This window comes from Alcaligenes parafaecalis, from assembly GCF_026344135.1.
Classification (GTDB): Bacteria; Pseudomonadota; Gammaproteobacteria; order Burkholderiales; family Burkholderiaceae_B; genus Alcaligenes; species Alcaligenes parafaecalis.
Genome location: NZ_JAPKNA010000006.1, coordinates 222,629 through 248,826 on the forward strand (window position 1 = coordinate 222,629; position 26,198 = coordinate 248,826).

At 55.2% G+C, this 26,198-nt stretch carries 21 protein-coding genes; 7 read left to right on the top strand and 14 right to left on the bottom strand.

Annotated elements, in window-relative coordinates; translation table 11 throughout:
* The first annotated feature begins 17 nt into the window (after positions 1-17).
* The 3 genes from OSH09_RS17260 (at position 18) to OSH09_RS17270 (ending at position 3,161) form a co-directional block, all read left to right on the top strand.
* The gene (locus OSH09_RS17260; RefSeq protein WP_266121680.1) at positions 18-1,214 is read left to right on the top strand and encodes an MFS transporter; all 1,197 of its coding nucleotides are present in this window, start codon (positions 18-20) and stop codon (positions 1,212-1,214) included.
* A gap of 328 nt (positions 1,215-1,542) precedes the next feature.
* A complete protein-coding gene (locus OSH09_RS17265) occupies positions 1,543-1,905 on the top strand; it encodes a hypothetical protein (protein ID WP_266121681.1) in 363 nt (120 codons plus the stop codon).
* A 32-nt stretch (positions 1,906-1,937) separates the two neighbouring features.
* Positions 1,938-3,161 (top strand): FKBP-type peptidyl-prolyl cis-trans isomerase N-terminal domain-containing protein, encoded by a 1,224-nt coding sequence (locus OSH09_RS17270; protein ID WP_266121682.1) that lies wholly within the window; start codon positions 1,938-1,940, stop codon positions 3,159-3,161.
* 164 nt (positions 3,162-3,325) lie between these two features.
* On the opposite strand, the gene OSH09_RS17275 is transcribed toward OSH09_RS17270, so the two are convergent.
* The 11 genes from OSH09_RS17275 to OSH09_RS17325 form a co-directional block, all read right to left on the bottom strand.
* The gene (locus OSH09_RS17275; protein WP_266121683.1) at positions 3,326-4,078 is read right to left on the bottom strand and encodes an SDR family NAD(P)-dependent oxidoreductase; all 753 of its coding nucleotides are present in this window, start codon (positions 4,076-4,078) and stop codon (positions 3,326-3,328) included.
* A 110-nt stretch (positions 4,079-4,188) separates the two neighbouring features.
* Positions 4,189-4,941 carry an SDR family NAD(P)-dependent oxidoreductase gene (locus tag OSH09_RS17280; protein WP_266121684.1) on the bottom strand — a complete coding sequence of 251 codons (753 nt, stop codon included), beginning with the start codon at positions 4,939-4,941 and terminating at the stop codon, positions 4,189-4,191.
* A gap of 37 nt (positions 4,942-4,978) precedes the next feature.
* Positions 4,979-7,585, bottom strand: a complete 2,607-nt coding sequence (locus OSH09_RS17285; protein WP_407653293.1) for a DUF3141 domain-containing protein — start codon at positions 7,583-7,585, stop codon at positions 4,979-4,981.
* A gap of 28 nt (positions 7,586-7,613) precedes the next feature.
* Positions 7,614-8,798, bottom strand: coding sequence for an acetyl-CoA C-acetyltransferase (locus OSH09_RS17290; RefSeq protein ID WP_266121686.1), 1,185 nt, complete (start codon positions 8,796-8,798; stop codon positions 7,614-7,616).
* Between the two features lie 70 nt (positions 8,799-8,868).
* Complete coding sequence (gene phbB, locus OSH09_RS17295; RefSeq protein WP_266121687.1) at positions 8,869-9,615, bottom strand: acetoacetyl-CoA reductase; 747 nt, start codon at positions 9,613-9,615, stop codon at positions 8,869-8,871.
* A gap of 5 nt (positions 9,616-9,620) precedes the next feature.
* Positions 9,621-10,061, bottom strand: coding sequence for a phasin family protein (locus OSH09_RS17300; protein WP_243430312.1), 441 nt, complete (start codon positions 10,059-10,061; stop codon positions 9,621-9,623).
* Positions 10,062-10,115: 54 nt separating this feature from the next.
* A complete protein-coding gene (locus OSH09_RS17305; RefSeq protein WP_207875535.1) occupies positions 10,116-11,240 on the bottom strand; it encodes an ABC transporter permease in 1,125 nt (374 codons plus the stop codon).
* 1 nt (position 11,241) lies between these two features.
* A complete protein-coding gene (rbbA, locus tag OSH09_RS17310; RefSeq protein WP_266121688.1) occupies positions 11,242-13,983 on the bottom strand; it encodes a ribosome-associated ATPase/putative transporter RbbA in 2,742 nt (913 codons plus the stop codon).
* A 3-nt stretch (positions 13,984-13,986) separates the two neighbouring features.
* Positions 13,987-15,069, bottom strand: a complete 1,083-nt coding sequence (locus OSH09_RS17315; RefSeq protein ID WP_266121689.1) for an HlyD family secretion protein — start codon at positions 15,067-15,069, stop codon at positions 13,987-13,989.
* Positions 15,066-16,571 (bottom strand): efflux transporter outer membrane subunit, encoded by a 1,506-nt coding sequence (locus tag OSH09_RS17320; protein ID WP_207875538.1) that lies wholly within the window; start codon positions 16,569-16,571, stop codon positions 15,066-15,068. The genes OSH09_RS17315 and OSH09_RS17320 overlap by 4 nt, the downstream gene beginning before the upstream one ends.
* A 136-nt stretch (positions 16,572-16,707) precedes the next feature.
* A complete protein-coding gene (locus OSH09_RS17325; protein WP_266121690.1) occupies positions 16,708-18,462 on the bottom strand; it encodes a PHA/PHB synthase family protein in 1,755 nt (584 codons plus the stop codon).
* Positions 18,463-18,932: 470 nt separating this feature from the next.
* Between OSH09_RS17325 and OSH09_RS17330 the strand changes: the two genes are divergently transcribed.
* The 3 genes from OSH09_RS17330 to queC all read left to right on the top strand — a co-directional run bounded on the left by OSH09_RS17330 (position 18,933) and on the right by queC (position 21,234).
* Entirely contained in the window at positions 18,933-19,598 is a 666-nt protein-coding gene (locus tag OSH09_RS17330; RefSeq protein WP_266121691.1) for a TetR/AcrR family transcriptional regulator, read from the top strand.
* 251 nt (positions 19,599-19,849) lie between these two features.
* Entirely contained in the window at positions 19,850-20,524 is a 675-nt protein-coding gene (locus tag OSH09_RS17335; RefSeq protein WP_266121692.1) for a 7-cyano-7-deazaguanine/7-aminomethyl-7-deazaguanine transporter, read from the top strand.
* Positions 20,521-21,234, top strand: coding sequence for a 7-cyano-7-deazaguanine synthase QueC (gene queC, locus OSH09_RS17340; protein ID WP_266121693.1), 714 nt, complete (start codon positions 20,521-20,523; stop codon positions 21,232-21,234). The genes OSH09_RS17335 and queC overlap by 4 nt, the downstream gene beginning before the upstream one ends.
* An 8-nt stretch (positions 21,235-21,242) precedes the next feature.
* Here queC and OSH09_RS17345 read toward each other — a convergent pair whose 3' ends face one another.
* The 3 genes from OSH09_RS17345 to serC all read right to left on the bottom strand — a co-directional run bounded on the left by OSH09_RS17345 (position 21,243) and on the right by serC (position 24,556).
* Complete coding sequence (locus tag OSH09_RS17345; RefSeq protein WP_266121694.1) at positions 21,243-22,055, bottom strand: DUF6216 family protein; 813 nt, start codon at positions 22,053-22,055, stop codon at positions 21,243-21,245.
* A gap of 56 nt (positions 22,056-22,111) precedes the next feature.
* Entirely contained in the window at positions 22,112-23,401 is a 1,290-nt protein-coding gene (gene glyA / locus OSH09_RS17350) for a serine hydroxymethyltransferase (RefSeq protein ID WP_207875545.1), read from the bottom strand.
* Between the two features lie 72 nt (positions 23,402-23,473).
* Positions 23,474-24,556 carry a 3-phosphoserine/phosphohydroxythreonine transaminase gene (serC, locus tag OSH09_RS17355; protein ID WP_266121695.1) on the bottom strand — a complete coding sequence of 361 codons (1,083 nt, stop codon included), beginning with the start codon at positions 24,554-24,556 and terminating at the stop codon, positions 23,474-23,476.
* A gap of 126 nt (positions 24,557-24,682) precedes the next feature.
* Here serC and pdxR point away from each other — a divergent pair, with 126 nt between their 5' ends.
* Positions 24,683-26,188, top strand: a complete 1,506-nt coding sequence (gene pdxR, locus OSH09_RS17360) for a MocR-like pyridoxine biosynthesis transcription factor PdxR (protein WP_207875547.1) — start codon at positions 24,683-24,685, stop codon at positions 26,186-26,188.
* Positions 26,189-26,198: the final 10 nt, after the last annotated feature.

The following is a 26,198-nucleotide window of genomic DNA, read 5'->3' on the forward strand; positions in this document are numbered from 1 at the left end:
CCTCGCCACGTAGCACCATGACAGCCACCCACCTTCCTTACAGAACCTACCTTTATTTTCTGGCCCAATCCATCAACCTGACCACTGCCGTCATGTCTGTCACCATGGCTGCTTTGGTAGGTGGCAGTTTGGCCCCCGAGCCCTGGTTATCCACCGTGCCCTACGGTTTTCAGTTTCTGTTTGTGATGCTCTTTACCCTGCCCGCCTCCAGATTGATGGCTGCCATAGGTCGCAAGAAATCCTTTCTGCTGGCAAGCCTGCCTTTGGCGGCATCAGGGGTGGTGGGGTTTTGGGCTATCGAAATGAAGCAGTTTTCCTGGCTGGTGGCCTCGCACGCCCTGCTGGGAATCTATATTGCCTTTGCCAACTTCAATCGCTTTGCGGCCACGGACGGGCTGAACAGCACATTGAAACCGCGAGCCATTTCATTGGTAGTGGCCGGCGGAGTGATTGCTGCCGTATCAGGCCCCTTGCTGATACAGGGTTTGAAAACGAGCAGTCTCGGGCAGGAGTTTGCAGCCTGCTATGGCGCCTTCACCATGCTAGCTGTAGTGTCGTTGATCCTGAATCTGTTCATCAAAGGAGTGAAGCCGGTCCATAACACGGCACTCAAGAAAGCCAGCCGCGGCCAGACACTTACACTGGTTCTACACAACAAAACGGTGGCCACTGCCATTTGCATTGCCGCCATAGGCTACGGCATCATGAATCTGCTGATGATTCAGGCCTCCATGTATATGTCTCATCTGCATGTGCATTTCTCGGACATCAGCACCGCCATTCAATGGCACGTCCTGGCCATGTTTGCCCCCTCTTTTTTCACTGGCATTCTGATTCAAAAGTTTGGCCTGAAAACCATTGCCATCAGCGGGATCGTGCTTTTACTGCTCAGCAGTCTGAGCAATCTCGTGGCCCACGGCTATACAGCACTTAGCCTGTCTCTGCTGATTCTGGGCCTGGGCTGGAACTTCACTTATGTGGGCGGCAGTGCCTTGCTGACCAATAACCTGGAAGGCAAACCACAAGCTCTGGAAGTACAAGGCTTGAATGATCTGGGCGTGTCCATCTTCGCCACACTGGGGGCCTTTGCCCCCGCCTTCCTGTTCAGCTTTGCAGGCTGGGGCGGCACCAATATTCTGTCCGGAATCCTCTGTCTGGTGCTCCTGCTTCTGTCGCTGATCTATATACCGCCTCAAAAGTCAGACAAACCGTAGATCAGGAGCTTGCCCGCTCAACAAGCGAGTTGGCTTTCAATCAAGTCTAGCCACAATCACACCTTCCCCATGAGTCACAGTGCGATTTTTGCATTCCTGTCGACAATCGAAAGCCATGAAAATCAGATAGTTCTTATTTTTTTGCCCGCACCCGCATGATCCAATTTCAGTGCAGCACAAGCCCATGCAAGCCGCTCACGCCAATCTCCGCCACTGTTCAACACAGGGAGCGAGAACCTGCATTTCCAAGCTTGCCTGCAACGCTCGAACTCAATGCTCGTCCCCTCAAAGAACCTGAATAAAGATAGTCGAACGTCTCGAGGTGTTTATGCGATTCGCTGTTCCCGGCACGGCCATCCTGGTCGCCTGTTTTCTGTCCGCTTGCCAAGCTACCGCCCCGATTCGCCTCGCCCAGGAATCCGCCGCGTCCGGCAAGGAAGACAAGTGCTATCAAGAGTTCGCTGCACTAAAAGAACTGGACCCCGCTTCTTACGAAAAATATCGGCAGCAAATGCAGACCATTGATAAGCACTTTAGCGTCTACAAAGCCAATGAATCCCTGATTGATGCAAATTCGTCTGAAATCATGCTGACCGAAGTGAACAAAATGCTATCCCTGGTTTGCATCCGGATTAACAACGCCGTCTATTCCAATATGGTCGATCGCGTTCAATCCCTGAACAAGCTATGAAAAAGTACTTCAACGCCGCCCTATGCTGCACCTTGCTGATTTTTTATGAAGCCTCTCACTCAGTTGGAACTGGCCTATTGGACCGTCTGGCCCAGGAAAACATCATTGGCGACGGTCTTGCGCGCCCCCAGCCCTCCACAAATGCTGCACAACTAAATGCAGCCCCCTCTTTCGCTGCCAATTCTGATCAGGATAATAACGACGCCTTGCTCCGAAACGAGCTGCATCAGGCCAACACTCAGTTGATCGCCTTGCAGCAGCGTCTGTCCGACACCGAAAGCAGGAACAGCCAATTGCAACAACAATTGCTGCAGCTACAGGCGGAACCAGACGGCTCTATGGTCCTGGCGCCCATCGCCATCGATCAGGAACAAAACCTGGCACGGATCAAGGAATTAAGCCAACGCCTGGAAGAGGAGCTCAATCAGAAGCATATATTGGCATCTGAGCTGAAAAGCCTGCAAAGAACCCGGAGCCAGGGTTTACCCAATCGCCTGTCACGAGAAAGCAGCCTTGCTGCGACCGCTTCTGAAATGGCCACCCTCAAAAAAGAAATAGACGAGCTGAAAGCAGCCAAGCAGGACCTGCAGCACCGGCTGGTCGCACAGGCGCTTAATTCAAGCAAGGCCGAACCTCAGGGAACACCCCGGCGTATGATTGTGAATGACGCCGCCTCATCAGATGTCCGCCTTAGCTATGCCATTGGTGCTTGGTATGCGGACAGTGCGCCTCACGAGACACAGAAACTGGCATCCATTGGCAAAAAACTGGACTTGCAAGCCTTCTCCCAAGGCTTTAGCGACAAAATCGATCAGCGCCTGCAGTTGTCTTCCAGCATCATTTCTGTGGAACTGGCCAACGTAGACAAGTTATTGGAACAGGCCATGCTGTCCAAGAACGAAAAGCAGGCCAAGTCTGTTCTTGCTGCGGCTGGGGCCGAAAAAGGCGCAGTCAAAATGCCTGATGGTGTGGTCTACAAAATCTTGAACAAGGGCAAGGCGCCGATGGTGACCGCTAGCAGCGATATCTTGTTTGAGCTGGATGAAGAACTGGGAACAGGTGAAGTGCTAGCGGCCAGAGAAACCAAAACCAGCCTCACCACGGACTTACCGCCACTGTTCCAAGACATCGTCAAACAACTGGGTATTGGTGGTTCTGCAAGAGTCCATATCCCTATCACCGAGGCTCATGTCGCCACAGGCGTGCCGCCCGGCTCGGTATCGATCACCACAATCAGGATTATTGGCGTGAAATAAGGCTGGAACAGCAGTACCCGGGCCTTGTTACATCAAGGACCGAGTATCGAGTATCGAGTATCGAGTATCGAGTATCGAGTATCGAGTATCGAGTATCGGCATCAGTATATTTTTGAGCACAGGATGGCGGCTCCAACACAAAAAAGAGCCGCCAAACTTGTCACTTAACGAGCGGTATAGCCCCCGTCAGCCACCAGACATGATCCCGTCATGAAGCTGGCCCCCTGCGACAGCAGGAAGGCAATGGCATGGGCAATTTCGTCAGAATGGCCCAAACGGCCAATAGGATGCTGAGTCACCAGATCAGCCCGCGCCGCCTCGTCGTATTCCGACAAAATCGGCGTATCCACATAGCCGGGATGGATCGTATTAATGCGTATGCCTTTGGAGGAGTATTCCAGAGCCGCCGCACGACTCAAACCCACTACCCCATGTTTGGCCGCGTTATAGCCCGGCAAGCGTGCATTGGACACCAGCCCCATGATGGACGACATATTGACAATCGAGCCACCACCCGCCGCCAAAATAGCCGGAATCTGATAGCGCAAACCATAGGCCACACCATTCAGATTGGTATCGATGAGGCGATGCCAGTCATCCAGATCCATCTCCCCCACCGGCTTGGAGCCGCCCAGAATGCCTGCATTATTGACGGCAAAGTGCAGAGCACCGAAATGTTCAATGGCGCAATCCACCAACGCTTTTACCTGCTCGGACTTGGTCACATCGGCCACTTGAGCAAGCGCCCTGCCACCCGCTTGTTCGATCTCCTTGACCACCTCCTCCAAGGCACTACGATTTCTACCGGATACCAGCACAGACAAGCCATTCGCAGCCAGCAAACGGGCGGTGGCAGCGCCAATACCCGACGTCGCACCCGTCACCAACGCTGAGTGACCAGAGAATGAATACTTCATTGTGGAACTCCTCAAAAATAGGCCCCAATACAAGATGGGGCCCGGATTCTCGCTGGCTGGTTCTGGATGGAAATACTGATTTTGTTCTCGCAGCGACGTGATCCCCCAACTCAAATAGAGGTGTAGCCCCCATCGGCCACCATGCAGGCGCCCGTCATGAAGCTGGCACCGTCCGAAAGCAGGAAGGCAATGGCATGGGCGATTTCATCCGCATGGCCCAAACGACCAATCGGGTGCTGGGCCACCAAAGCAGCACGCGCGGCCTCATCAAAGCCCGACAGAATGGGAGTATCCACATAACCGGGGTGAATGGTATTGATGCGGATGCCTTTGGAGGAATACTCCAGGGCTGCGGAACGGCTCAGGCCGACAACTCCGTGCTTGGCGGCGTTATAACCGGGCAAAGCAGGATTAGCCACCAGGCCCATGATGGAAGACATATTCACGATGGCACCACCGCCTGCCGCCAAAATGGCGGGGATCTGGTAACGCAGACCGTAAGCGACGCCGTTCAGATTAATGTCAATCAAGCGACGCCAGCCGTCCAAGTCCATTTCACCAGCCGGGCCGGAATCTCCGCCCACACCGGCGTTATTAACGGCAAAGTGCAAGGCCCCGAAATGCTCAATGGCGCAATCGACAGCCGCCTTTACTTGATCAGGCTGGGTGACGTCCGCCACATTGCCCACGGCCTTGCCACCGGCCTGCTCAATTTCCTTGACCACGGCCTGCACGGCATCAGCCTGTACGTCGGACACCACGACCGACAAACCATTGGCTGCCAACATGCGGGCCGTGGCGGCGCCAATGCCGGACGCCGCACCCGTTACCAGAACAGAGTGGCCGGAAAATGAATACTTCATGTTCGAAACTCCTTCAAAAATTCATTCACGCCAAATCTCAGGATTTGCGCTGACGATTCCTAGATGCCGCAGCGCCGGTGCTGGCTGACTTGCTGGCGGCCCCCGAACCCGCTACTGCACCCTGCTTGGCCCTTGTCTTCTCTACGCCTTGAGCGGGCACGGCTGCTTCGGTTTGAGCCAAGGGCTTTGTTGCCGATTTCACAGCCGGTTTCACTGGCTTTGCCTGGGCCGGTTTTGCTGCTGCTTTAGCGGCTGGCTGCGTTTTACTTGCCGGTGTGGCTGTCTTTGATTTGGCTTCTGTCGCTTTAGGGGCTTGGACACCAGGTTTCACTGGTGTTGCAGTCGCCGCGGTCGAGGCTTGGGCAACAGATTTCACCGGCGCAGGAGCTGCCGCTTTCTTGGCGGCTGATGCCGTAGTTTTGGCTACCGTCTTGGTGTCCATATGGCTCGATTTTTCCGCCTGCTCCTGCTGTTTGGCCGCAGCCTCGAACAAGCCCAGAACTTCTTGGGAAGCTTGAGTCACCGCCTCAGAGGCGGGGTCTTGCTCGTCGATGGCGCTGATCAATTTCTTGATCAGGGATGCCACCAGACGAATTTCCTCGGGCGTCTGCTTGCTAAGCAAATGCGGAATCGCTTCCACGGCCTTATGACCGTGGTGCGCCAGCACCAGGGCCTGCTCGCGAATTGCAGCACGCATTTTTTCAATATCAAAATTGCCCGTGTCGTATTGCTCGCGCAAACGCATGGCGGCATGGTGATAACGCTCGTCCACGCTGTTGCGCTGCTTGGCAATATGGAACAAACCACGCAGTGCTGCTTCCAGCAACCCGCCTTCGTTCAACAAACCATCCAATCTGTGCATTTGCTGGCGTACAAAAGCCAGATGCTCGGGCGAGCTGCCAGGATGGGGACGCGCCGGGATAGAATCGCCCGGTGCATGACCGGCCAGGGCCATCAGCAAAGGGGAGCCGTAAACGGTATCGAACCAGATCTGATAAATACTGTCGCGCCGGTCACGGTAATTGTTCAGGACCCGTTCCATAGCCTGGGAGAAATTCTCCTGCGCTTCCAGGAAAATATTGTCCTCATCCACGGTCTGGCGCTGCTGTGCGATGTTTTCTGCCCACTGATGAATCGTGGCGGCCCAGGGATGGGCGCTGGTCCAGGACTCGTACGACAGACGCATGGGGTTAACGGCTTCCAGCAATGCCGCGGTATAGGGAGTAGACAGAGCTTTGACCCAAGGCTGCAAGGTGCTCTTGTAGAACGCCAGATTGATTTCAGATAGACGCGCTGCGGCTGCAAAGCGTCGATCCGACTCAGGATCAGGCTGCACGATCTCGGCAATTTCAGCCAGATTGCTTTGCCGCACCGACATCAAATAGGGGTCATTCAGCAAGGTGTCGTCATCGGGCGTTTCTTCGACAGTCGCACGATAAATTCCGGCTGGCAGCAGATCAATTTGATCAATGGTGCTGGCAAATTTGCGGTGCTCTTTGCTGCCCACACTACCGGACACAAAAATGCCCAAATGCCCGATACGATCATGGGTCGTAAAGACGATGGTCTGGTCGTGACTGCGCACATCATCGTCATCCAGATACAGATCAGTAATCCAGCCCAGTGCCTGTGCGGGCGGCGTAATGTTGTCGCCAAAAGAGCTGAACACCACGATGGGCGAACGGATATTGCGCAGGTCGATGCGGATGCCGTCGGAGGTCATTAACTGTGCCGTAGACAGCTTGTTGCCAATGAACAGGTTATCCACGATGTACTGCATTTCCACATCGTTCAGAAATACATAACCGCCCCAGTATTTCTCGAAACCGATATAGCGTTCGGCTTCGGTGTCTGCATTGGCGTACACGTTGTACTGCTTGGACCACAAGGTATTGGCCGGGTCCAGATTCTCGAAATTCTTGACCAGCCACGCACCGTCAAAGCGACCATTGCCCAGATCGCTGGTCATCGCTGTTAACCAGCTACCACCCAGCAAGCCACCGGCATAGCGCATGGGGTTGCGGCCTGCCCAGTAAGACACGGGGGCTCCGGCCAGAATCAAGGGACCAAACAACTCCGGCCACACAGCCGCCGCCATCATGATCTGCCAGCCCGCCTGACAATTACCGATCACCACCGGCTTGCCCTGGCTTTCTGGATGCAGCTCGGCCGCTTTGCTGACAAAGGCAGCATGGGCACGCATCACATCCTCAACCGTCTGGCCAGGAACAGGGTCCGGTAAAAACCCGACAAAGTAGCAAGGGTGCCCCGCTTGCAGCGCGGCACCGATTTCACTATCCGACTTGAAGCCACCGATGCCCGGCCCATGACCGGCACGAGGGTCAACCACCAGAAACGGGCGTTTGCTGGGGTCGGTAGGCTGATCTTCCGGTGCCAGAATACGCACCATCAGATAGTTAACGGGTCGGGGAAGAGTCAGACCCGACATGACCAGTTCGGCCGGGAAGTTCAGCACATTCGGCACTTCTACCTTGCGTTGGGCCTGGTACTGATCCCCGACCTGACGCTCGATATCGGCATACAGAATGGCGCGCTGCCAGGCGTCCACAAAGTACGAGGAGACGGTCTGACCCAGGTTCCAGGGGGACCAGGCCGTACGGTCGTCACGAGACTTATCTGTCATCATCTTCTCCCTTCAATCAGCTAGCTATTCAAGCGGCCTCAATGGCAATGGCTACGCCTTGACCGCCACCAATGCACAAGGTCGCCAGACCTTTCTGGCCACCACGGCGACGCAGTTCATGAATCAGGGTGACCAACACGCGCGCACCGGACGCACCAATGGGGTGACCCAAGGCAATCGCACCGCCGTTGACGTTGACCTTGCTCATGTCCCACTGCAAGTCTTTGGCCACAGCCAGCGATTGGGCGGCAAAGGCTTCGTTGGCTTCGATCAGGTCCAGTTGATCAATTTCCCAACCCACTTTCTTCAAGACCTTGCGGCTGGCCGACACAGGGCCAATCCCCATGATGGCCGGGTCTACACCCGTGCTGGCCCAGCCACGAATCCACGCCAGAACGGGCAGACCCAATTCCTTGACCTTGTCGGCGCTGGCCAGCAAGAGCACCGCGGCACCATCATTAATGGTGGACGCGTTACCTGCCGTGACCGTGCCGTCTTTCTTGAAGGCAGGACGCAGCTTGGCCAGGGATTCCAGTGTGGTTTGTGCGCGTGGTTGCTCGTCGGCCTCGACACGGACAGGATCGCCTTTGCGCTGGGGCACGTCGATCGGGGTGATCTCGTCCTTGAAACGCCCAGCTTCCATGGCCGCTACAGCTTTACGCTGGGACTCCACCGCAAAAGCATCTTGCTGTTCACGGCTGATGTCATAACGCTCGGCCAGGTTTTCTGCCGTGATACCCATGTGGTAGTTATGGAAGGCATCAGTCAAACCGTCGCGCAGCAAGGTGTCGTCCATCATGGCGTGGCCCAGGCCCAAACCTGTGCGCGCCTTGTGCACCACAAAGGGAGCCAGGCTCATGCTTTCCTGACCACCGGCCAGCACCAGATCCGCATCACCCAAGGCAATGGCCTGCGCCGCCAGATGCACCGCTTTCAGGCCCGAACCGCAGAGCTTGTTCAGGGACATGGAGGGGACTTCATAAGGCAGGCCAGCGTTCACGGCCGCCTGGCGAGCCGGGTTCTGCCCGGCTCCAGCAGTCAGAATCTGACCCAGAATGACTTCATCAATCTGTTCGGCTGCCACGCCTGTGCTCTGGAGCACGGCACGAATCAGTTGTGCGCTCAAATCATGGGCGGGCACCGTAGACAGCCCCCCTTGAAAGCGTCCAATGGGGGTACGAGTCGCCGCAACAATCGCGATATCTTTGTGCATATCCATTCCTTTCATAAGTCGCAGGCCCGACTAGCGGGCCCATACAGGCAGCAGCCGAACCGAGTCGGGCTCAGTACATATGCTGGCCGCCATTCATGGCGACATTACTACCCGTCATAAATCCGGCTGCTTCGCTGGCAATAAAAGTAACCAAGGCCGCGATTTCCTCCGGCTTGCCCAGACGGCCCACAGGAATGCCCGCGATGATGCTGTTACGCACATCTTCAGGCACAGCCATGACCATTTGCGTGGCCAGATAACCGGGGGAGATCGTATTCACCGTCACGCCCTTGCGCGCCACTTCCTGAGCCAGCGCCTTGGTAAAGCCGTGCATCCCTGCCTTGGCGGCCGAGTAGTTGGTTTGACCAAACTGCCCCTTGCTGCCATTAATAGAAGAGATATTGATCACACGGCCCCAGCCACGCTCCAGCATGCTGTCAATAAAGGGCTTGGTGACGTTAAAGACCGAGTCCAGATTGACGCGCAAAACATCGTCCCATTTGTCTTTACTCAATTTGCGGAAGGTGCCGTCGCGCGTAATACCGGCGTTATTGATCAGGATGTCGACCTGCTGACCATCCTTTGCAATCGCCCGCGCCATTTGCTGGCACGACTCGAAGTCCGCCACATCAACGTGATAGCCCTGGAACACATAGCCTGCGTCGGCCTGCTCTTTCAGCCAGATCTGGGCATCAGCATCGCTGCGCGAGTGAGTCACCAGAACATGGTGACCCGCATCATGCAAAGCACGGGCGATCTCTTGACCCAGACCGCCCATACCACCTGTCACCAACGCAGTGCGTTTAACCGTAGACATACCGCTTATGCTCCCTTTTTAGTGTCAGAGGCGCTGGCAGCATTTGCCCAAGGTGCGCCCCACTGCTTGAAAATATCCATGACTGGCACAGCGGCGCTGGTGTTGCTGACCACGCCCATGACCGACTTCTGCCAGGCTTCCAGCGCTTCTTGCAAACCGTTGGTGAACTCGGTCTGGTTCTGAATGGCCAGTTCATTGATGGTCTGGCTGTCATTCACACCGTGCTGGAACAAACGCCAGAAGGTGTCGGCAGGCAAGGTCGCCAGAGACTGCCAATTGCCGGTTTGCAGCAGGCCTTCAATTTCAGCCGTGGTCTGCTCCATGCTCCTCATGCTGCTTTTCTGTACGGACTCCAACCAACGATGACCACCCGCCTGCAGCAGGCGGGTGATACGCAGTTGCAACTCAACATTAGCCTTGTACAGATCCAGGGGAAGTGTCTCCATGCTCATCGAAATCTCCTTAAAGGAAAAAAGTGCCCCCTGAGGGGGCCCAGTCCATCAAGCCATCTGAGAGATGGTGTTACGAAAACGCCGCAGCGACAGGACAAACAGGGCTGTCCCAATCACCAGCAGGGCTAAAAAGGGTTGCCATACGGTTTCAATACCAGCACCGCGGAACAATATGGCCTGCCCTAAAGACACGAAGTGCGTAGTGGGGGCCAGTTGCATCAGGTTTTGCACAATTTCCGGCATGCTCTCACGGGGCGTGCGACCGCCCGAGAGCAAGTTCATGGGCAACAAGGTCAACATCAGGAGCAAACCGAATTGCGGCATGCTGCGCGACAAGGTGGCCAGATAAATACCCATGGAGGTCATGGCAAACAGACACAGCACCGCACCACACAAGAACAGCGGGATAGAACCTTCAATAGGAACGCCCAACAATCCGCGCACCACAAAATTGAGCGAAGCCGCCGTGGCAATCAGCACCACCAGACCCATCGCCGTGACTTTGGAGGCCATGATCTCGCCCGGTGTAACGGGCATCACCAGCAAGTGTTCGATGGTGCCGTGCTCACGCTCCCGAATCAGGGCAGCCCCGGTCAGGATGATGGACAACATGGCCACCGAGTTGATGACCTCGGCAATACTGCCGAACCAGGCTTTTTCCAGTGTGGGGTTAAAACGAATCCGCAAGGCCAGATCCACCGGCAAGGTATCAATGCTGCGATAACGCCGCACGAACTCGTTGACCTCGCCCATCACCACCTGCTGGATGTAGTTATTGCCGGTAAAAGCCTGACTCATGCGGGTAGCATCAATGTTCAATTGCACTTCAGGACTGCGCCCGGCCAGCACGTCACGCTGAAAATTGGGGGGAATATTCAGCACAAAGGTGAACGCCCCCGTATCCATGCCCGAGTCCATTTCTCCGTACTCGATCATGTGCGGGTGAATGAATTCCGGCGGATAAAAGGCCGAGGTAATACGGGCCGACAAAGGGCTTTGATCCTGATCCACAATCGCAATCGGTGCGTTGTTCAGGGTTTCCGGCTGGGCCGTTGCCGAGGTGTAAATCGAGACCGAGAACACATATACGATGAGCAGCAACATCATGGGGTCGCGCGCCAGGCTCCACAGCTCTTTGCGACCCAGCAACAGCACATTCTTGAGTTTTCTCATCTCACTTCTCCTGCTTTTTCAGCAGCATGACTGCCGCACCCAACACCACCGGAATCGCCAAAAGCAAAGCGAACAAAGCACCATGCAGATCCGAGAAAGTCAGCGCCTTGTTAAATACCCCGCGACTGATGTTGAACATATGGGTGGCCGGGTAAACTTCGCCCGCCCAGCGGCTGATCCCTTCCATGGAAGACACCGGATTCAACAAACCGGACAGTTGCGTGGCGGGCAGCATGGTGCCAATCATGGCAAAGAACATGGCCGCGATCTGGCTTTGCGTCACGGTGGACGCCACCAGACCCATGCCGGTTGAGATCACGCAGAACATCAAGGTCGCCACACTCAGGGTCAGGAAACTGCCCTTGATCGGTACATCAAAGACCGTGATCGCCAATAGACACATGCACAAAAAGTTGATCATCGCCAAGCCGATATAGGGAATCTGCTTGCCCAGCAGAAACTCCACTCGCGTCACCGGCGTGACGTACAGATTGATGATGGAACCCAACTCTTTTTCGCGTACCACGGACAGCGCCGTCAACATGGCAGGCAGCATCAGCAAGAGCACCGGAATCACCGCGGGCACCATGGCGGGCAAGCTCTTGACGTCCGGGTTGTAACGGTAACGGTCCTGAATACTGGCGGGCACTACCAAGGCCCCTGCCCCCAGGCGCTCCTTGGCCTGCGTAATCAGCCATTGCTGGTGCATGGCTTTGACGTAGCCTTGAATGGTCTCGGCGCGGGTTGGCATGGAGCCATCGACCCAGGCGGCAATTTCTGGTTTGCTGCCGCGCAGAACATCACGGCCAAAGCCGGGCGGGATTTCAATCGCCAGCGCAATCTTGCCGCGCCGCATTCTGTTGTCCAGGTCCTCGTAATCTGTCAGCGGCGGCTGCTCCAGAAAATAACGGGAACCGGACAGGTTCAAAGCATAGTTCTGGCTGATGCTAGTTTGATCGCGGTCCAGCACGGCGTAGCGCAAATCCTCTACGTCCAGTGTGATACCAAAACCCATCACAAACAGCAAAATCAGGGAACCGGCCAGGGCCAGGGTCGCTCGTACCGGGTCCCGACGTAGCTCCAGCGCCTCGCGCCAGGTGTAGCTTAGTAGACGCTGCAAGCTGAAACGGTCTGGTTTGCCGCCATGTTCCTGTTCATCAGAAACCACGGCCTGTTCTGTCGCGGCTTCCACTTCTGGCTCAGGACCACTCGCTTCCAGCAGGTAGCCGATAAAAGCCTCTTCCAGATCAGCAGCACCGCGTTTTTTAACCAGATTGGCCGGTGTGTCGCTATCCAGCACTTTACCAGCATGCATCATGGACATGCGGTCGCAACGCTCGGCCTCGTTCATGAAGTGGGTCGAGATAAAGATCGTGACCTTGTCGCGGCGGGATAACTCAATCAGCAAGCGCCAGAAATTATCACGTGCTACCGGGTCCACGCCGGAGGTGGGTTCATCCAGGATCAGCAGCTCGGGTTTATGCACCATCGCGACTGCCAAAGACAAACGCTGACGCATCCCCAAAGGAATGGCGTCAGGCAGGCGATCCAGAATCTGCCCCAGATCAAAGCGCTCCACCATCTCGGCGACACGAGCCTCAACCTCCTCGGCAGGAACGTGGAAAAGCTGAGCGTGCAGCACCAGGTTTTGTCGTACGGTCAGTTCGCTATACAGGGAGAAAGCCTGCGACATATAACCCACGCGACGGCGGGTATCAATGTCTTTAGGATTCACCTCGTGACCGAACAGCCAGGCCTGACCTTCAGACGCGGGCAACAGCCCGGTCAGCATCTTCATGGTGGTGGACTTGCCACAACCATTCGAGCCCAGGAAGCCGAAAATCTCCCCGCGTCGGATGCGGAAGGACACGCTGTCGACAGCCGTAAAGTCACCAAAACGAATCGTCAGCCCTTCGGCTTCAATTGCGATATCGTCGGCATCCACCTCCAGAGGCGGAATTTCTACTGCTTTATGGCCTTGGCGTTTGTCGTCAGGCAGCAAGCGGATAAAGGCCTGCTCCAGACTTTTACTTTCGGTACGCTCCAGCAATTCCTTGGGCGTGCCGGTAGCCAGAATCTGGCCATCATCCATCGCCACCAGCCAGTCAAAGCGCTGGGCTTCGTCCATATAGGCGGTGGCCACAATTACGCTCATGCTGGGTCGTTCGATGCGAATACGCTCGATCAAGTCCCAGAACTGCTTGCGAGCCAAGGGGTCAACACCGGTGGTGGGTTCGTCCAGCAGCAGAAAATCCGGGTCGTGAATCAGTGCGCAGCACAGACCCAGCTTTTGTTTCATACCACCGGACAACTTGCCAGCCGGACGGGTCAAAAAGGGATACAGGCCCGTGCTACGCGTCAAGTCATCAATGCGACGGCGACGCTCGGCGGCATCATGCCCAAACAGGCGGCCAAAGAACTGCAAGTTCTCTTCCACCGACAAGGTGGGATACAGGTTCTTGCCCAGACCTTGAGGCATGTAGGCAATGCGCGGGCAAATCTGGTCGCGATGGCTTTTTTCCGCCATATCGCCACCCAGCACTTCAATGCGCCCTTCCTGAATGACGCGAGCACCCGCCAGCAGGGACAGCAAGCTGGATTTACCCACGCCGTCAGGACCAATCAGTCCGACCATGCAAGCGGCAGGAACATCCAGGCTTAAACGATCCAGTGCGAGCGTGTCGCCATAACGCTGACTAAGCTCAACAACGCGAGCAACGGCCGCCGCTTGCTGCTTGGGCATGGTTTACTCCGTCAAGGTAGAAGTCAGCGACTCAGGCCAACTGGCATTGGGGTCCAGCTTCACCCAGGCCACACCGGGCAAGCCGGTCTTGACTTGCTCCAGGTGCTTTTTCAGCAATTCAGGGGCAATCTGGGCCTTGACGCGGAACATCAGCTTTTGGCGCTCCGAGGCAGTTTCTACGCTCTTGGGCGTGAACTGGGCCGAGCTGGCCACGAAGGACACCGTAGCGGGGACCGGAATATTAGGGATGGCATCCAGCACCAGACGAACTTCGGTCCCCAGAGCGACCTTGCCCGCCACTTCGCTAGGCAGGAAGAAGGTCATGTACACATCGGACAGGTCCAGCACGTTCAGCACACGACCACCGGCACCCAGCACTTCACCGGGTTGAGCAACGCGGAATTGCACACGGCCATCGCGGGGGCTGACCAGCTTGCTGTCGCGCAAGTCGGCTTCGATACGGGCGACAGCGGCCGTGGCGGCTTCCACGGCAGAACGTGCGCCAATCAACTGAGCTTTAGCAGCGTTAATAGCGGCTTCTGCTGCGGTGGCCTGGGCCTTGGTAGCAGCAACGGCAGCCTGAGCACCACGCACACGGGCGCGGTCATCATCCAGTTCCTGAGCCGAGGCGGCGCCTTCTTTGGACAAGGTGGTGGAACGGGCCAGACGACGTTGGGCCGCATCCAGCTCCGACTCACGCTGACCAATCAAAGCTTTGGCGGCGATGGCATCACTTTCACGCAAGGCCACTTGAGCCTCAGAGGCAGCCACATTGTTTTCTGCCTGACGCAAACCGGCTACCGCTTCATCCCGAGCCGCTTCCAGGCTGTCTTGCTGCATGATGGCCAGAACCTCGCCTTCCTTCACGAAGTCGCCTTCATGAGCGGCAATGCTCTGGATACGGCCGGCAAACTTGGTGGAGATATCAATCTCGGTGGCTTCGATACGGCCATTGCCGCTCACAAAGCCTTCTCCCGGGCCAGTGTTGGACATTTTCTGCCATGCCCACCAACCCAGGCCAAGAACCCCAGCAACGATCAGGACAGGAACAAGATTTTTTTTCAAAGAGGAAGATTGTTTGCTCATAGCTGGCTCGAGGATGGATCCGAAGTAGAGGAGTTATGGGTGTTGGTCAGGGGCTCGGCGGGGTCCAGACCACCGCCCAAGGCGCTATACATGGCAATCTGGCTGGCCAGAAGCGCACGGCGCGTTTGCACGACTTGCTGCTCCACATCCAGCAAATCGCGCTGCGCATCCAGCACTTCCAGATAAGCGGCCGAGCCGTTGTCGTAACGCATTTGTGCCAAACGAGCGCGCTCGGTCTGGGCGCTTCGGGCCACTAACTGGACTTCCAGTTGCTGACTTAACCAATGACGGGTCGACAAGGCGTCTGACACTTCACGGAAGGCGGTTTGAATCGCTTTCTCGTACTCGGCAACACGCATGTCACGACGTACATAAGAGACGTCCAGATTGGCGCTGCGACGGCCGCCGTCAAAAATAGGCAGGGAAATGGTGGGGGCGAACATCCAGGCCTTGCTGCCTGAATCAAACAAGCCATCCAGCTCGGCACTGGCCGTACCAAAATTGCCTGTCAAGGCGATGCGCGGGAAGAAAGCGGCTCGCGCGGCACCAATATTGGCATTGGCCGCACGCAGCTTGTGTTCAGCTGCAATAATGTCGGGACGCCACATCATCAGGTCTGAAGGCAGGCCGGGGGCCAGTTCAGCCAGCATGACGTTTTCATTCAATGGCGCGCCAGTTGGGGAAACTCCAGGGTCTGCACCCAATAGCTGCTGCAGAGCATGCAGTTGCACAGCACGTTGCTGCTCCAACTGGGCCAGCATGGACTGGGCCTGGGTCAGCAAGGTTTGCACCTGGGTCACATCCAGTTTGGACGTTGCTCCTACCTCGTAGCGGCGGGAGAAAATACGGTAGGACTCCTGACGAGTCTCTACACTTTTACGAGCGATCTGCACACGCTCGTCCAGCTCGCGCACCACAATATAGTTATTGGCCACTTGCGAGACCAGAGCCACATGAACGGCTTGTCGGCCCGCTTCGGTCGCCAGCCAGCCTTGCAAGGCGGCATCTTCCAGACTACGGACCCGCCCCCACAAATCCAGTTCCCAACTGGTCAACCCGACTTGAGCGCGGTAATCGCCTCCCGTTACGGCCTGGCCGCTAGGATTCATATCCCCCGGCACGCGCGAACGAGCGGTCTGACCACCTACAGTAAATTCCGGGAAGCGTTCGCTACGCTGCAAATTCAGCATGGCGCGAGCCTCATCCACCCGCAGGACCGCCACGCGCATATCGCGGTTATTTTCCAGTGCGGTCTCAATGAGCTTGCCCAGAACCGGATCTTTAAAGTACTCGCGCCAGCCCAAGTCGCGAGCTCGTACCGCAGTGGCCGAGCCAGCCGACAGGTCTGAATAGGCTTGCGGAACAGGGGAAGCTGGCTGATCGTAATCGGGCGCCATCGAGGCGCAACCCGCCAGGGTGACCAGCAAGGCAGCCAGCGCGAAATGAGGGCGACGCGCAGCGCTTCGGTGCTTGAGACTCAAATCGTAGGTCTGTGGGGCCATTGTAAAAAATGCCTAATGAGAAAAAGGGAAACTGCCGTCAAGACAAAACAGCACGTCAGCGATGGGCTTGCGCCTATCGCCGACATAACACAGAGCGACAAGCTCACTGTTTAGCGAGCTTGCATGACCTGACTGCTTACTTCACTAATACGTATTGACCGGGCGCAGGGCCCACCGGGGCAAAGCCTTGCTTGGCCGCCCCCATTTGCGGTGGCTTCACGTCTGCACCGGAGCGAGCTTTCAGCCACTCGGTCCAGGCGGACCACCAGGAGCCCGGATGCGAGGCCGCTTGTGCCTGCCACTCGTCCACCAGAACAGGAGCAGTGCCTGCGGCTCGGGTATGGATCTGATACTTGCGACGCGGATGGCCGGGTTCGCTGACAATTCCGGCGTTGTGACCACCTGTGGTCAAGACAAAGGTGATCTCGGCAGGAACCAGATAATGCAGCTTGTAAACCGAACGCCAGGGTGCGACGTGATCGGAAACGGTGCCCACGCAAAAAACAGGCAAATTGATTTGCGCCAGAGAAACGATACGGCCTTCAACCGGATAACGGTTTTGACTTAAATCATTATTCAAATACAAGCGGCGCAAATATTGCGAGTGCATGGTGGCAGGCATACGTGTGGCATCTGCATTCCAGGCCATTAAATCGTTCAAGGGACGACGTTCGCCCAATAAATATTTATTGATCATAGGCGCCCACAATAAATCAGCAGAACGCAACATTTGAAATGCGGCTTCCATCTGATTGGCGCGTAAAAACCCTTCATCGGCCATCTGCGCTTCCAGCAGGCTGACCTGGCTTTCGTCAATGAACAGGGACAGATCGCCAGGCTCGGAGAAGTCGGTTTGAGCGGCGAAGAAAGTCAGGGAAGCCAGCCTGTCGTCCCCATCGCGTGCCATGGCGGCCGCCGCGATAGCCAGCAAGGTGCCACCCAGGCAGTAGCCGGTAGCATGCACTTTCTGGCCTGGAACAATGGCATTGACGGCATCCAGACTGGCTTTCCAGCCCAGACGAATGTAGTCGTCCATGCCAAAGGCATGGTCCTTGGCATCGGGGTTTTTCCAGGACAGGCAAAACACTGTATGGCCCTGGTCGACCAGGTATTTGATCAGCGAATTCTGCTGAGACAGATCCAGAATGTAGTACTTCATGATCCAGGCCGGAACGATCAAAATAGGCTCTGGGTGTACTAGTTTCGTGGTGGGGGTGTATTGAATCAGCTCCACCAGCTCATTGCGCAACACCACCTTGCCTGGTGTCGCCGCCAAATCCTTCCCTACCGTGAAATCTTCCGTACCGACAGGAGGCTCGCCCGCGAACTGGGCCTGCATATCCTGCTGCCAATGCTCCAGACCACGGCTGAAGTTATCCCCTTGCTCTGCCAGGGTTTTATCCCATACCAAAGGATTGGTCAGTGCGAAATTGCTGGGGCTGAGCATGTTCAGCCATTGCTCGGCACCAAAGGCAATCAACTGTTGATGATGGGGTTCTACCCCTGCCACACCCTCGGTTGCGCTTTGCCACCATTGCTGCTGCGCCTGATAGGTTTGCCGCAACAAATTAAAGGGCCAGCGGTCCCAGGCGGGATCCGCAAACCGGCGGTCTGTCTGAGCGGGGGGGGTTGCTTGAGCAGGGGCTTGCGCAGGAAGCTGGGCAGAGGCGGCCAGCTCCTCGCTCCAGTCACGGAACAACTGTTCCCACTGACTAAGGGCCAACTGCCGTAATTGTTCTTGTTTGCCGGGACTCAGGGTCAGATGACGTATCCAGTCCATCCAGGCCATGAACTGCGATTCGGGGGAGATGGAGCTCCAGATACGGGCCCAGGCGGCTCGTGCGGATGCGTCTAAATGCTCAGTCTGATCGATGCACTGCCTGCTTACCATTGCCACTCCGCAAAAAGTACACATAAAGAAAAAAGCAGATACGACTGCTTAGTCTTTTTAATAATACACCAGTTTACATCTAAACTTTTTGCATGCAGGCCTTTTAACAAAGACCTATAAAAAACCTTTGCGGTAGATCAAGTTCATGACAGATAAAAAACGGTCAGCTCAAGCCACCTTTCCTGTTATAACGTGCCTGATATGAAATGGGGAAATAAAAACAAGCATAAAAATAAATAAACCCTCACTGAAAAGGGAAGGCTTTTAAAAACAACAAAGACCATGCAACCCACTGAAACATATGGCACTTCAAACAGGCAACAGAACAATTATTTCTTAGCTATATGACAAAACGAAGCTGCCGTCCCGGCTAGGGATTCAAGCCACTACAGACCTGATCAGACGCCAGCCCGAAAGCAGTGGCCTGATATACTGCAAGCCCCATATCTTGCCCATCCACACAGGGTGACATGACAGACTCGCACCAAAATAAACCTCCAAAAAACGAAACCACAAGCAAGCGACGCTACCTGCCCTCGGCCGAGCGCAAACGCGAAATCCTGAAAGCCGCTTTTGAAGAATTTTCCCATCGGGGTTTTCTGGGAACCTCTCTGGAACGGATTGCCGCCAGCGCCGGCATTTCCAAGTCCGGGATCTACGCGCACTACAGCAGCAAGGATGAAGTGTTCGAGGACATGCTCCACAGCACCCTGCTGCCACCCGATGGCAATACTTTTGAGCTGACCGATACATCGGATGCCGACACCCTGTCCTGTATCGTGGATGAGTACCTCAAGCAACTGTACAAACGCCTGTCCAGCCCGGACGTGCAAGCCATGTTCAGACTCTTGATGACCGAGAGCGGCCGCGTGCCCGATCTGGCGCACTACTGGGGCAAACAACTCCTGAGTCAGAACTACATGTCCAATCAGGCGTTTTTTGAACTGGGCATACAGCGTGGTCTCATCCGCCCCGACGTCAGCTCGTCTGACTACATCCTGGCGGCCTCCCCTTCCCTGATGTGGCTTATGGTTCTGCTGGTTCTAGGTCCGCAGAACTCGCCCGTGCCTTTTGAGGAAGTCCATCTTTTGCACAAGCGCTTGCTAATCGAGTGCCTGCAGCCTGCAACGGCCTAAGCACTCGTCCAGGTGAAGCAGGCAACACCGGCTCGGCTGCCTTGGTGATAGAGCCGGGCTCATGGCCCGCTGCTGCAACCCGCTCGCTTTTCCTCATAATCCTCATCAAGCCAAACGTATAAGCGACTCGGGCGCTCACGCTACACTTGAGGGCAACGATCATTCCCTCGAACAGCAACTGCCCGTACAATAATCGGTTGCAGTCTATTTCCAATGGGTTCCCTCACCCCATCCACCAAAAAGGTTCAGACATGACTCTGCCTACCGTGCCGTCTTCACGGCTGTCGTTCTATTTGCGACTTTTAATTGCGTTTCACATTTTTATTGTGATCGCCAGCAATTACCTGGTTCAACTTCCCATTGAACTGTTCGGCTTTCATAGTACCTGGGGAGCCTTCAGCTTTCCCTTCGTTTTTCTGGCCACAGACCTGACAGTCCGTCTAATGGGCAAGTCCGAAGCGCGTCGCGTCATTACCCGCGCCATGTTCCCGGCCTTGATCGCCTCGTATGTGGTGTCCGTCCTGTTTAACGAAGGCCATTTCAATGGTCTGCAAGCACTAGGCGAATTCAACAGCTTTGTCTTCCGCATTGCCTTGGCCAGTTTTGCTGCCTATGTACTAGGGCAGTTGCTGGATGTGCAGGTATTTGATCGCATCCGCCGCGACTATAAGCAATGGTGGATCGCACCCGCAGCCGCTTCCATCTTTGGACAGGCTCTGGATACCCTGGCCTTTTTCGGCATCGCCTTCTGGCGCAGCAGCAACCCGTTCATGGCCGAGCACTGGGGTGAAATTGCCGTGGTGGACTACGTTATCAAGCTGGGCGTCAGCCTGCTGCTGTTTGTGCCCATGTATGGCGTACTGCTGAACTCCCTGATCAGCACCATGAAGCGCCGCGCGCTCAGTACCGCACAGGTCAAGGCATGAAGCCGCACACTCCCCGCCGCCGGGCACTGGTTTTATTTTCGGGCGGACAGGATTCAGCCACTTGTCTAGCCTGGGCACTGGACCGCTTTGCCTTGGTGGAAACCGTGGGCTTTGACTACGGGCAGCGCAACCATGCGGAATTGCAGTGCCGCCAGACCTTAAGAGACAAGCTGTGCCAGCAATTCCCGCATTGGGCAGAACGCCTGGGGGAAGATCATGTGCTGGACGCCCGCGTGCTGGCTCAGATTGGCGGCAGTGCCATGACCGAATCCATGACGATTGCCATGCAGGAAGACGGGCTCCCCAATACTTTTGTACCGGGTCGGAACCTGCTGTTCTTTACCCTGGCAGGTGCCTTGGCCTACCGCCGGGGCCTGGATACGCTGGTGGGTGGCATGTCTGAAACCGACTACTCCGGCTACCCGGATTGTCGAGACAATACGCTCAAAGCCTTGCAAGTGGCCTTGAGCCTGGGCATAGAGCGCCCGCTGACCGTGGAAACGCCACTGATGTGGCTGGACAAGGCAGACACCTGGGAACTGGCCCACCAGCTAGGCGCAGATGCTTTAGTGGAGCTGATCCAGCAAGACAGCCATACCTGCTACCAGAATGAGCGCGAAACGCTGCATGACTGGGGATATGGCTGCGGGCACTGCCCGGCGTGTGAGCTGCGGGCCAAGGGCTATCAGGATTGGGCCGTGCGAGACTGATTACCTTGCTACTTCTTGCAGCGGCACGGGTGAAGAACAAGATACGCACGCCGTGCCGCATTGCAGGATTGCATTGCTCTGAATAAAAAGATCAAAAAAGACACCAGATAAATCAAGGCCGGAATTCCAAAATAACGCTGGGACTTCACCCCTGATTTCAAACTGGAGAAATAAGCTCCTGACTGAACAGAGTTGCAAATATAGTCAATCTCATTCTGAAAGAGAGGCGTCTCCGAATTCCTTGCTTCCAGCGAACAATCCGCTATATTAAAAACCCATCGCTTACCATCCGGAGCAAGAAGCGATCTCATCCCCTGTTCACCCTGCCAAGCCCAAACCTCACTTTCTTTAAATTTGACAATAGACTCAGAACCAAAAGACAAAATAGAAGCGGGAGCCAAAAAAAGGCAAAGAAGCGCAATAAACACGCACAAGACTCCCCTCTGAAAATAACCAGGATTTTTCACATCCTGCTCTGGCCAGTTGACCCAATCCCCTGCTCTACCCAAAGTTCTCAAAGGGATAGCAACGCTATCTGCCCACTTAATCGCTTGATGCGTATCCCTCACAGTACGAATTCCCTGTCCCCTACCCATTCCAAACATCACCTTGAACCGCTCAACATCCAACGTGTTTTTCCGTGTGGAGTCCAGATAGGAATCGTAAAACTCCTCTCGATGAAAAATAGCCCAGAGCTTATTGAAAAATACAAAATAAGCACGATTAAAGACAAGAAAAAGAAATCCAACAATAATAAAACTGAAAAAGAAAATATTGGCAATGGAAGAGAAAGAGTAAAAAACAGAAGACATTAAATTCATGACAAAAAAAACCCAGCCACCAAAGTAGCTGGGCCCTTATAAAGAAGTTAATCAGTTCACAACTGTGCTGGCTCTGTCTGCACCTGATATACCGGGTAGCGTCGACACAAGGTCACAATTTTTTCGCGAATATCGTGCTTGATCTTGTCCAGGGTGCCTGCCTCGTAAGCATCCAGCACATCACACAAGTAATGAGCCAACTGCTCGCAATCCGCTACGGTAAAGCCACGCGTGGTGACGGCAGGCGTCCCGATACGAATCCCGGAAGTCACCATGGGCGAACGCGGGTCGTTAGGCACCGAGTTCTTGTTCACGGTAATGTAGGCATCGGCCAAGGCATCGCTGGCTTCCTGACCCGTATAAGGCTTGGCCGACAGATTAATCAGCATCATGTGGTTATCCGTCCCACCTGACACGATGTTGTGACCACGCTGCATCAATACGGTGGCCATGGCGCGGGCATTACGCACCACGTTTTGCTGATAGCTACGGAACTCCGGCTGCAGGGCCTCTTTGAAAGCAATCGCCTTGGCGGCAATCAAGTGCATCAAGGGGCCACCCTGCACGCCAGGAAAAACGGCAGAGTTCAGACGTTTGTAGAAATCTTCACTTTGCCCTTTGGCCATGATCACGCCACCACGTGGACCGCGCAGCGTTTTATGTGTCGTACTGGTAACCACATGCGCATATGGCAAGGGGCTGGGGTACTCGCCCGCCGCGACCAGACCCGCCACGTGGGCCATATCTACCCAGAACCAGGCACCGACTTTGTCCGCGATCTGGCGCATGCGTGCCCAATCTTTCACGCGGGAATAGGCCGAAAAACCACCAATCAGCATTTTGGGCTTGGTCTCGATGGCAATACGCTCCATTTCGTCGTAATCGATCAAGCCGGTTTTGATATCAACCCCGTAAGGAACAATGTTGTAAAGACGCCCGGAAATATTGATGGGGTTACCGTGTGTCAGGTGTCCCCCCTGAGCCAGATTCATCCCCATGACCGTATCGCCTGGTTTGAGCAAGGCCAGGAACACGGCAGTATTGGCTTGTGCTCCAGCATGAGGCTGCACGTTGGCATAGTCGCAATCGAACACGGCTTTCAGGCGCTCAATCGCCAGGCGTTCGGCCACGTCCACAAATTCACAACCAGCGTAATACCGCTTGTCGGGATAACCTTCGGCGTACTTATTGGTAAACACCGAGTTTTGCACCTGCATCACCAAGGGGCTGGCGTAGTTTTCCGAGGCAATCAGTTCTACGTGATCTTCCTGACGGCTTTCTTCGCCCTGGATGGCCTGCGCCAATTCCTTGTCGAATTCAGCCAGGCTGAGTGTGTTGTCGTACATCGCTTTTCCTTAAAAAATTTCAACTCAAGTTGCAGCCACTTGCCGGGCCGCTGTGTAAAGCAGGCACACGCCCTACCCGTGCGTGCGCTCGAACTCGCGCATGAACTCCCCCAGCGCCTGTACCGCATCCAAGGTGACGGCGTTGTAGATGCTGGCGCGCAAGCCCCCCGTTGATTGATGTCCCTTCAAACCATGAAAACCATTTTTTTGTGCTTCTTCTGCAAATAAAGCATCTACATTATTTTTGGAAATATGGAATGGAACGTTATTGATGGATCGATAGTCAGGCAAAACATTATTGATATAAAAACCATTGCTTCTATCAATAACCTCATAGAGCAGTTGTGATTTTTTCTTATTTATTTCATGCAACACATTTACTCCACCCACACGCTCAATCCATTCCAGTATTAAACCCAACACATACCAGGAAAAGGTGGAAGGCGTATTTAATAAGGATTGTTTTTTTGCTTGAATGGAAAAATCCAGGGCTTGTGGTGTACTTGTTAAAGGTTTGTCTAAAATAGCGGGATTCAGGACAACAAGCGTGACTCCAGCAATCCCCATATTTTTTTGGGCAGATGCATAAATCAAATCATGCGCCGAAATGTCAAGCGGTTTTGACATCAAACTGGAGCAAGCATCACACACCAATGGAATAGGCGAGACAGGTGGTGCTGAAAATTGCAAGCCCTGTGCTGTTTCGTTTTCTGTGTAATGCAAGTAAGCCGCATCCAGATTAATATTAGATTCATTAATCTCGGGAATACGATCAAATCCAGTTTCATGAGAACTGGCTATGATTCTTACCTTTCCATATTGCCTGGCGGCATTAGCTGCTTGTTCCGACCATAAACCCGTATGTATATAGTCCGCTGTGTTTGTTTGATGGAACAAGTTCATCGGAATTTGAGAAAACTGCAAGTAAGAACCACCTTGCAGCAGCAAGACGTGATAGTCCGATGGAACCGCCAGGACACGGCGCAACGCAGCGTCGGTACGATGGGCAAAATCCATGAAGGGCTGGGAACGATGGCTGATTTCCATCACAGACAAACCTGTGCCAGCGAAATCAAGCAGCTCATCACGCACTTGCAATAGAACATCCATTGGCAAGGCGCTGGGCCCTGCGCTGAAATTAAAGGGTCGGGACATACTTGCTGAGATCCTGTACAAACCTGAACGCCGGAACAGGCCCCCCCTATTTCGGCAATGACAATCAAGTCTACGAGCACAATGGTCTGACTAGTCAGACCATTAATATTCTCTGGAGCAGACCGCATGACGCGTTCGTTTGAACTGGACACCTTGAAGATGCGTCTTAACGATGACGAACTTCAATCCCTGGATCTTCACCAGCGCATTCAGCGTGCCTTGCGGGCACTGATTCTGGATGGTGCCCTGGGTCCGGGAGTCAAGCTGCCTGCCACGCGCTCCCTGGCCAAGTCCCTGAGCATGGCGCGCGATACGGTTGAAAATGCCTATGTCCAACTGCACCGCGACGGCTTTATCGTGCGGCGCGAAGGCTCGGGCAGCTATGTTTCCGAATCGGTAGGCACCGAGCTGCGTGGCAGCGCCTACCGCCGCATCAAGGCTCAGGATATGAAACGAAGCGTGATGGAACCGGGTACGGGCTTAAGCCGCCGGGGTCGCGCCGTGTTTGAAAGTGGTGGCATTGCCGACCAGCAGACCATCAAGGCCTTTGCCACGGGCCTGCCTGAAACCCGCAACTTCCCCACGGATGTCTGGGAACGCTTGCAGCGTCAGGCCATGAAAGACTTTCGAGCCAATATCCTGCTGCACGGTGATCCGCAAGGCACGGAGTCCCTGCGTAAAGCCATTGCTGTCTACCTGAATCTGGAGCGCGGAGCCAAAGTGTCTGCGGACCAGATCCTGATTCTGAGCAGCACGCGCCAAGCCCTGTTCCTGTGTGCTCAGTTGCTGGTGGATGCGGGCAAACCCATTCTGGTTGAAAACCCCGGCTACTTTGGTGCCCGCAAAGCTTTTGAAGCCGCCGAGGCCCGAGTTGTACCTATTGGTGTGGACGAACAAGGTCTGCGTACCGAGCTCTTGCATGAAGATCGCAGCGGAGCCAATTGCATTTACGTCACACCTTCCCACCAATACCCCACCGGCGCGACCCTGTCCTTGGAACGCCGCCTGGAGCTGATACGCTGGGCCGCTGAAAATGGTCGCTGGATTCTGGAAGACGACTACGACAGCGAGTTTCACTACGACGGATTGCCGACCGCTTGTGTGCAGGGCCTGGATAAATACCAGCGCACGATTTACCTGGGCACCTTCAGTAAAACCCTTTATCCAGGGCTGCGCATGGGGTACATGGCCCTGCCACCCGAACTGGTCAAACCCTTCACCCAGGCGCGCAGCATCATGGATGGTCATACGCCACAAATCCTGCAACTGACGCTGGCACGTTTTATGGAAGACGGACACTACAACTCCCATATCCGCGCCATGCGCAAGCTGTATGCAGGACGACGGGAGATCATGCTGGAAGCGATCGAACAGCATTTGCAAGGGATTGTCCGCGCTGCCCGCCCCGAAGGCGGTCTGCAAATCCCCTGCTTTCTGGAACCGGGCTGGTCCGAGGAACACACCCTGCGTCGTGCCTTGAGTGCGGGAGTACAACTGCCAGGCTTAAGTCGCCTGTACATCGGTGAAGAAAAACAACAGGGCTGGTTATTAGGTTATGCCTCACTGACCGCGTATGAGATCGAGTCCGCCATGTTGCGTCTAGCCAACGCCCTGCGTCAGGGCAAAGGCTAAGTGGGGGCAA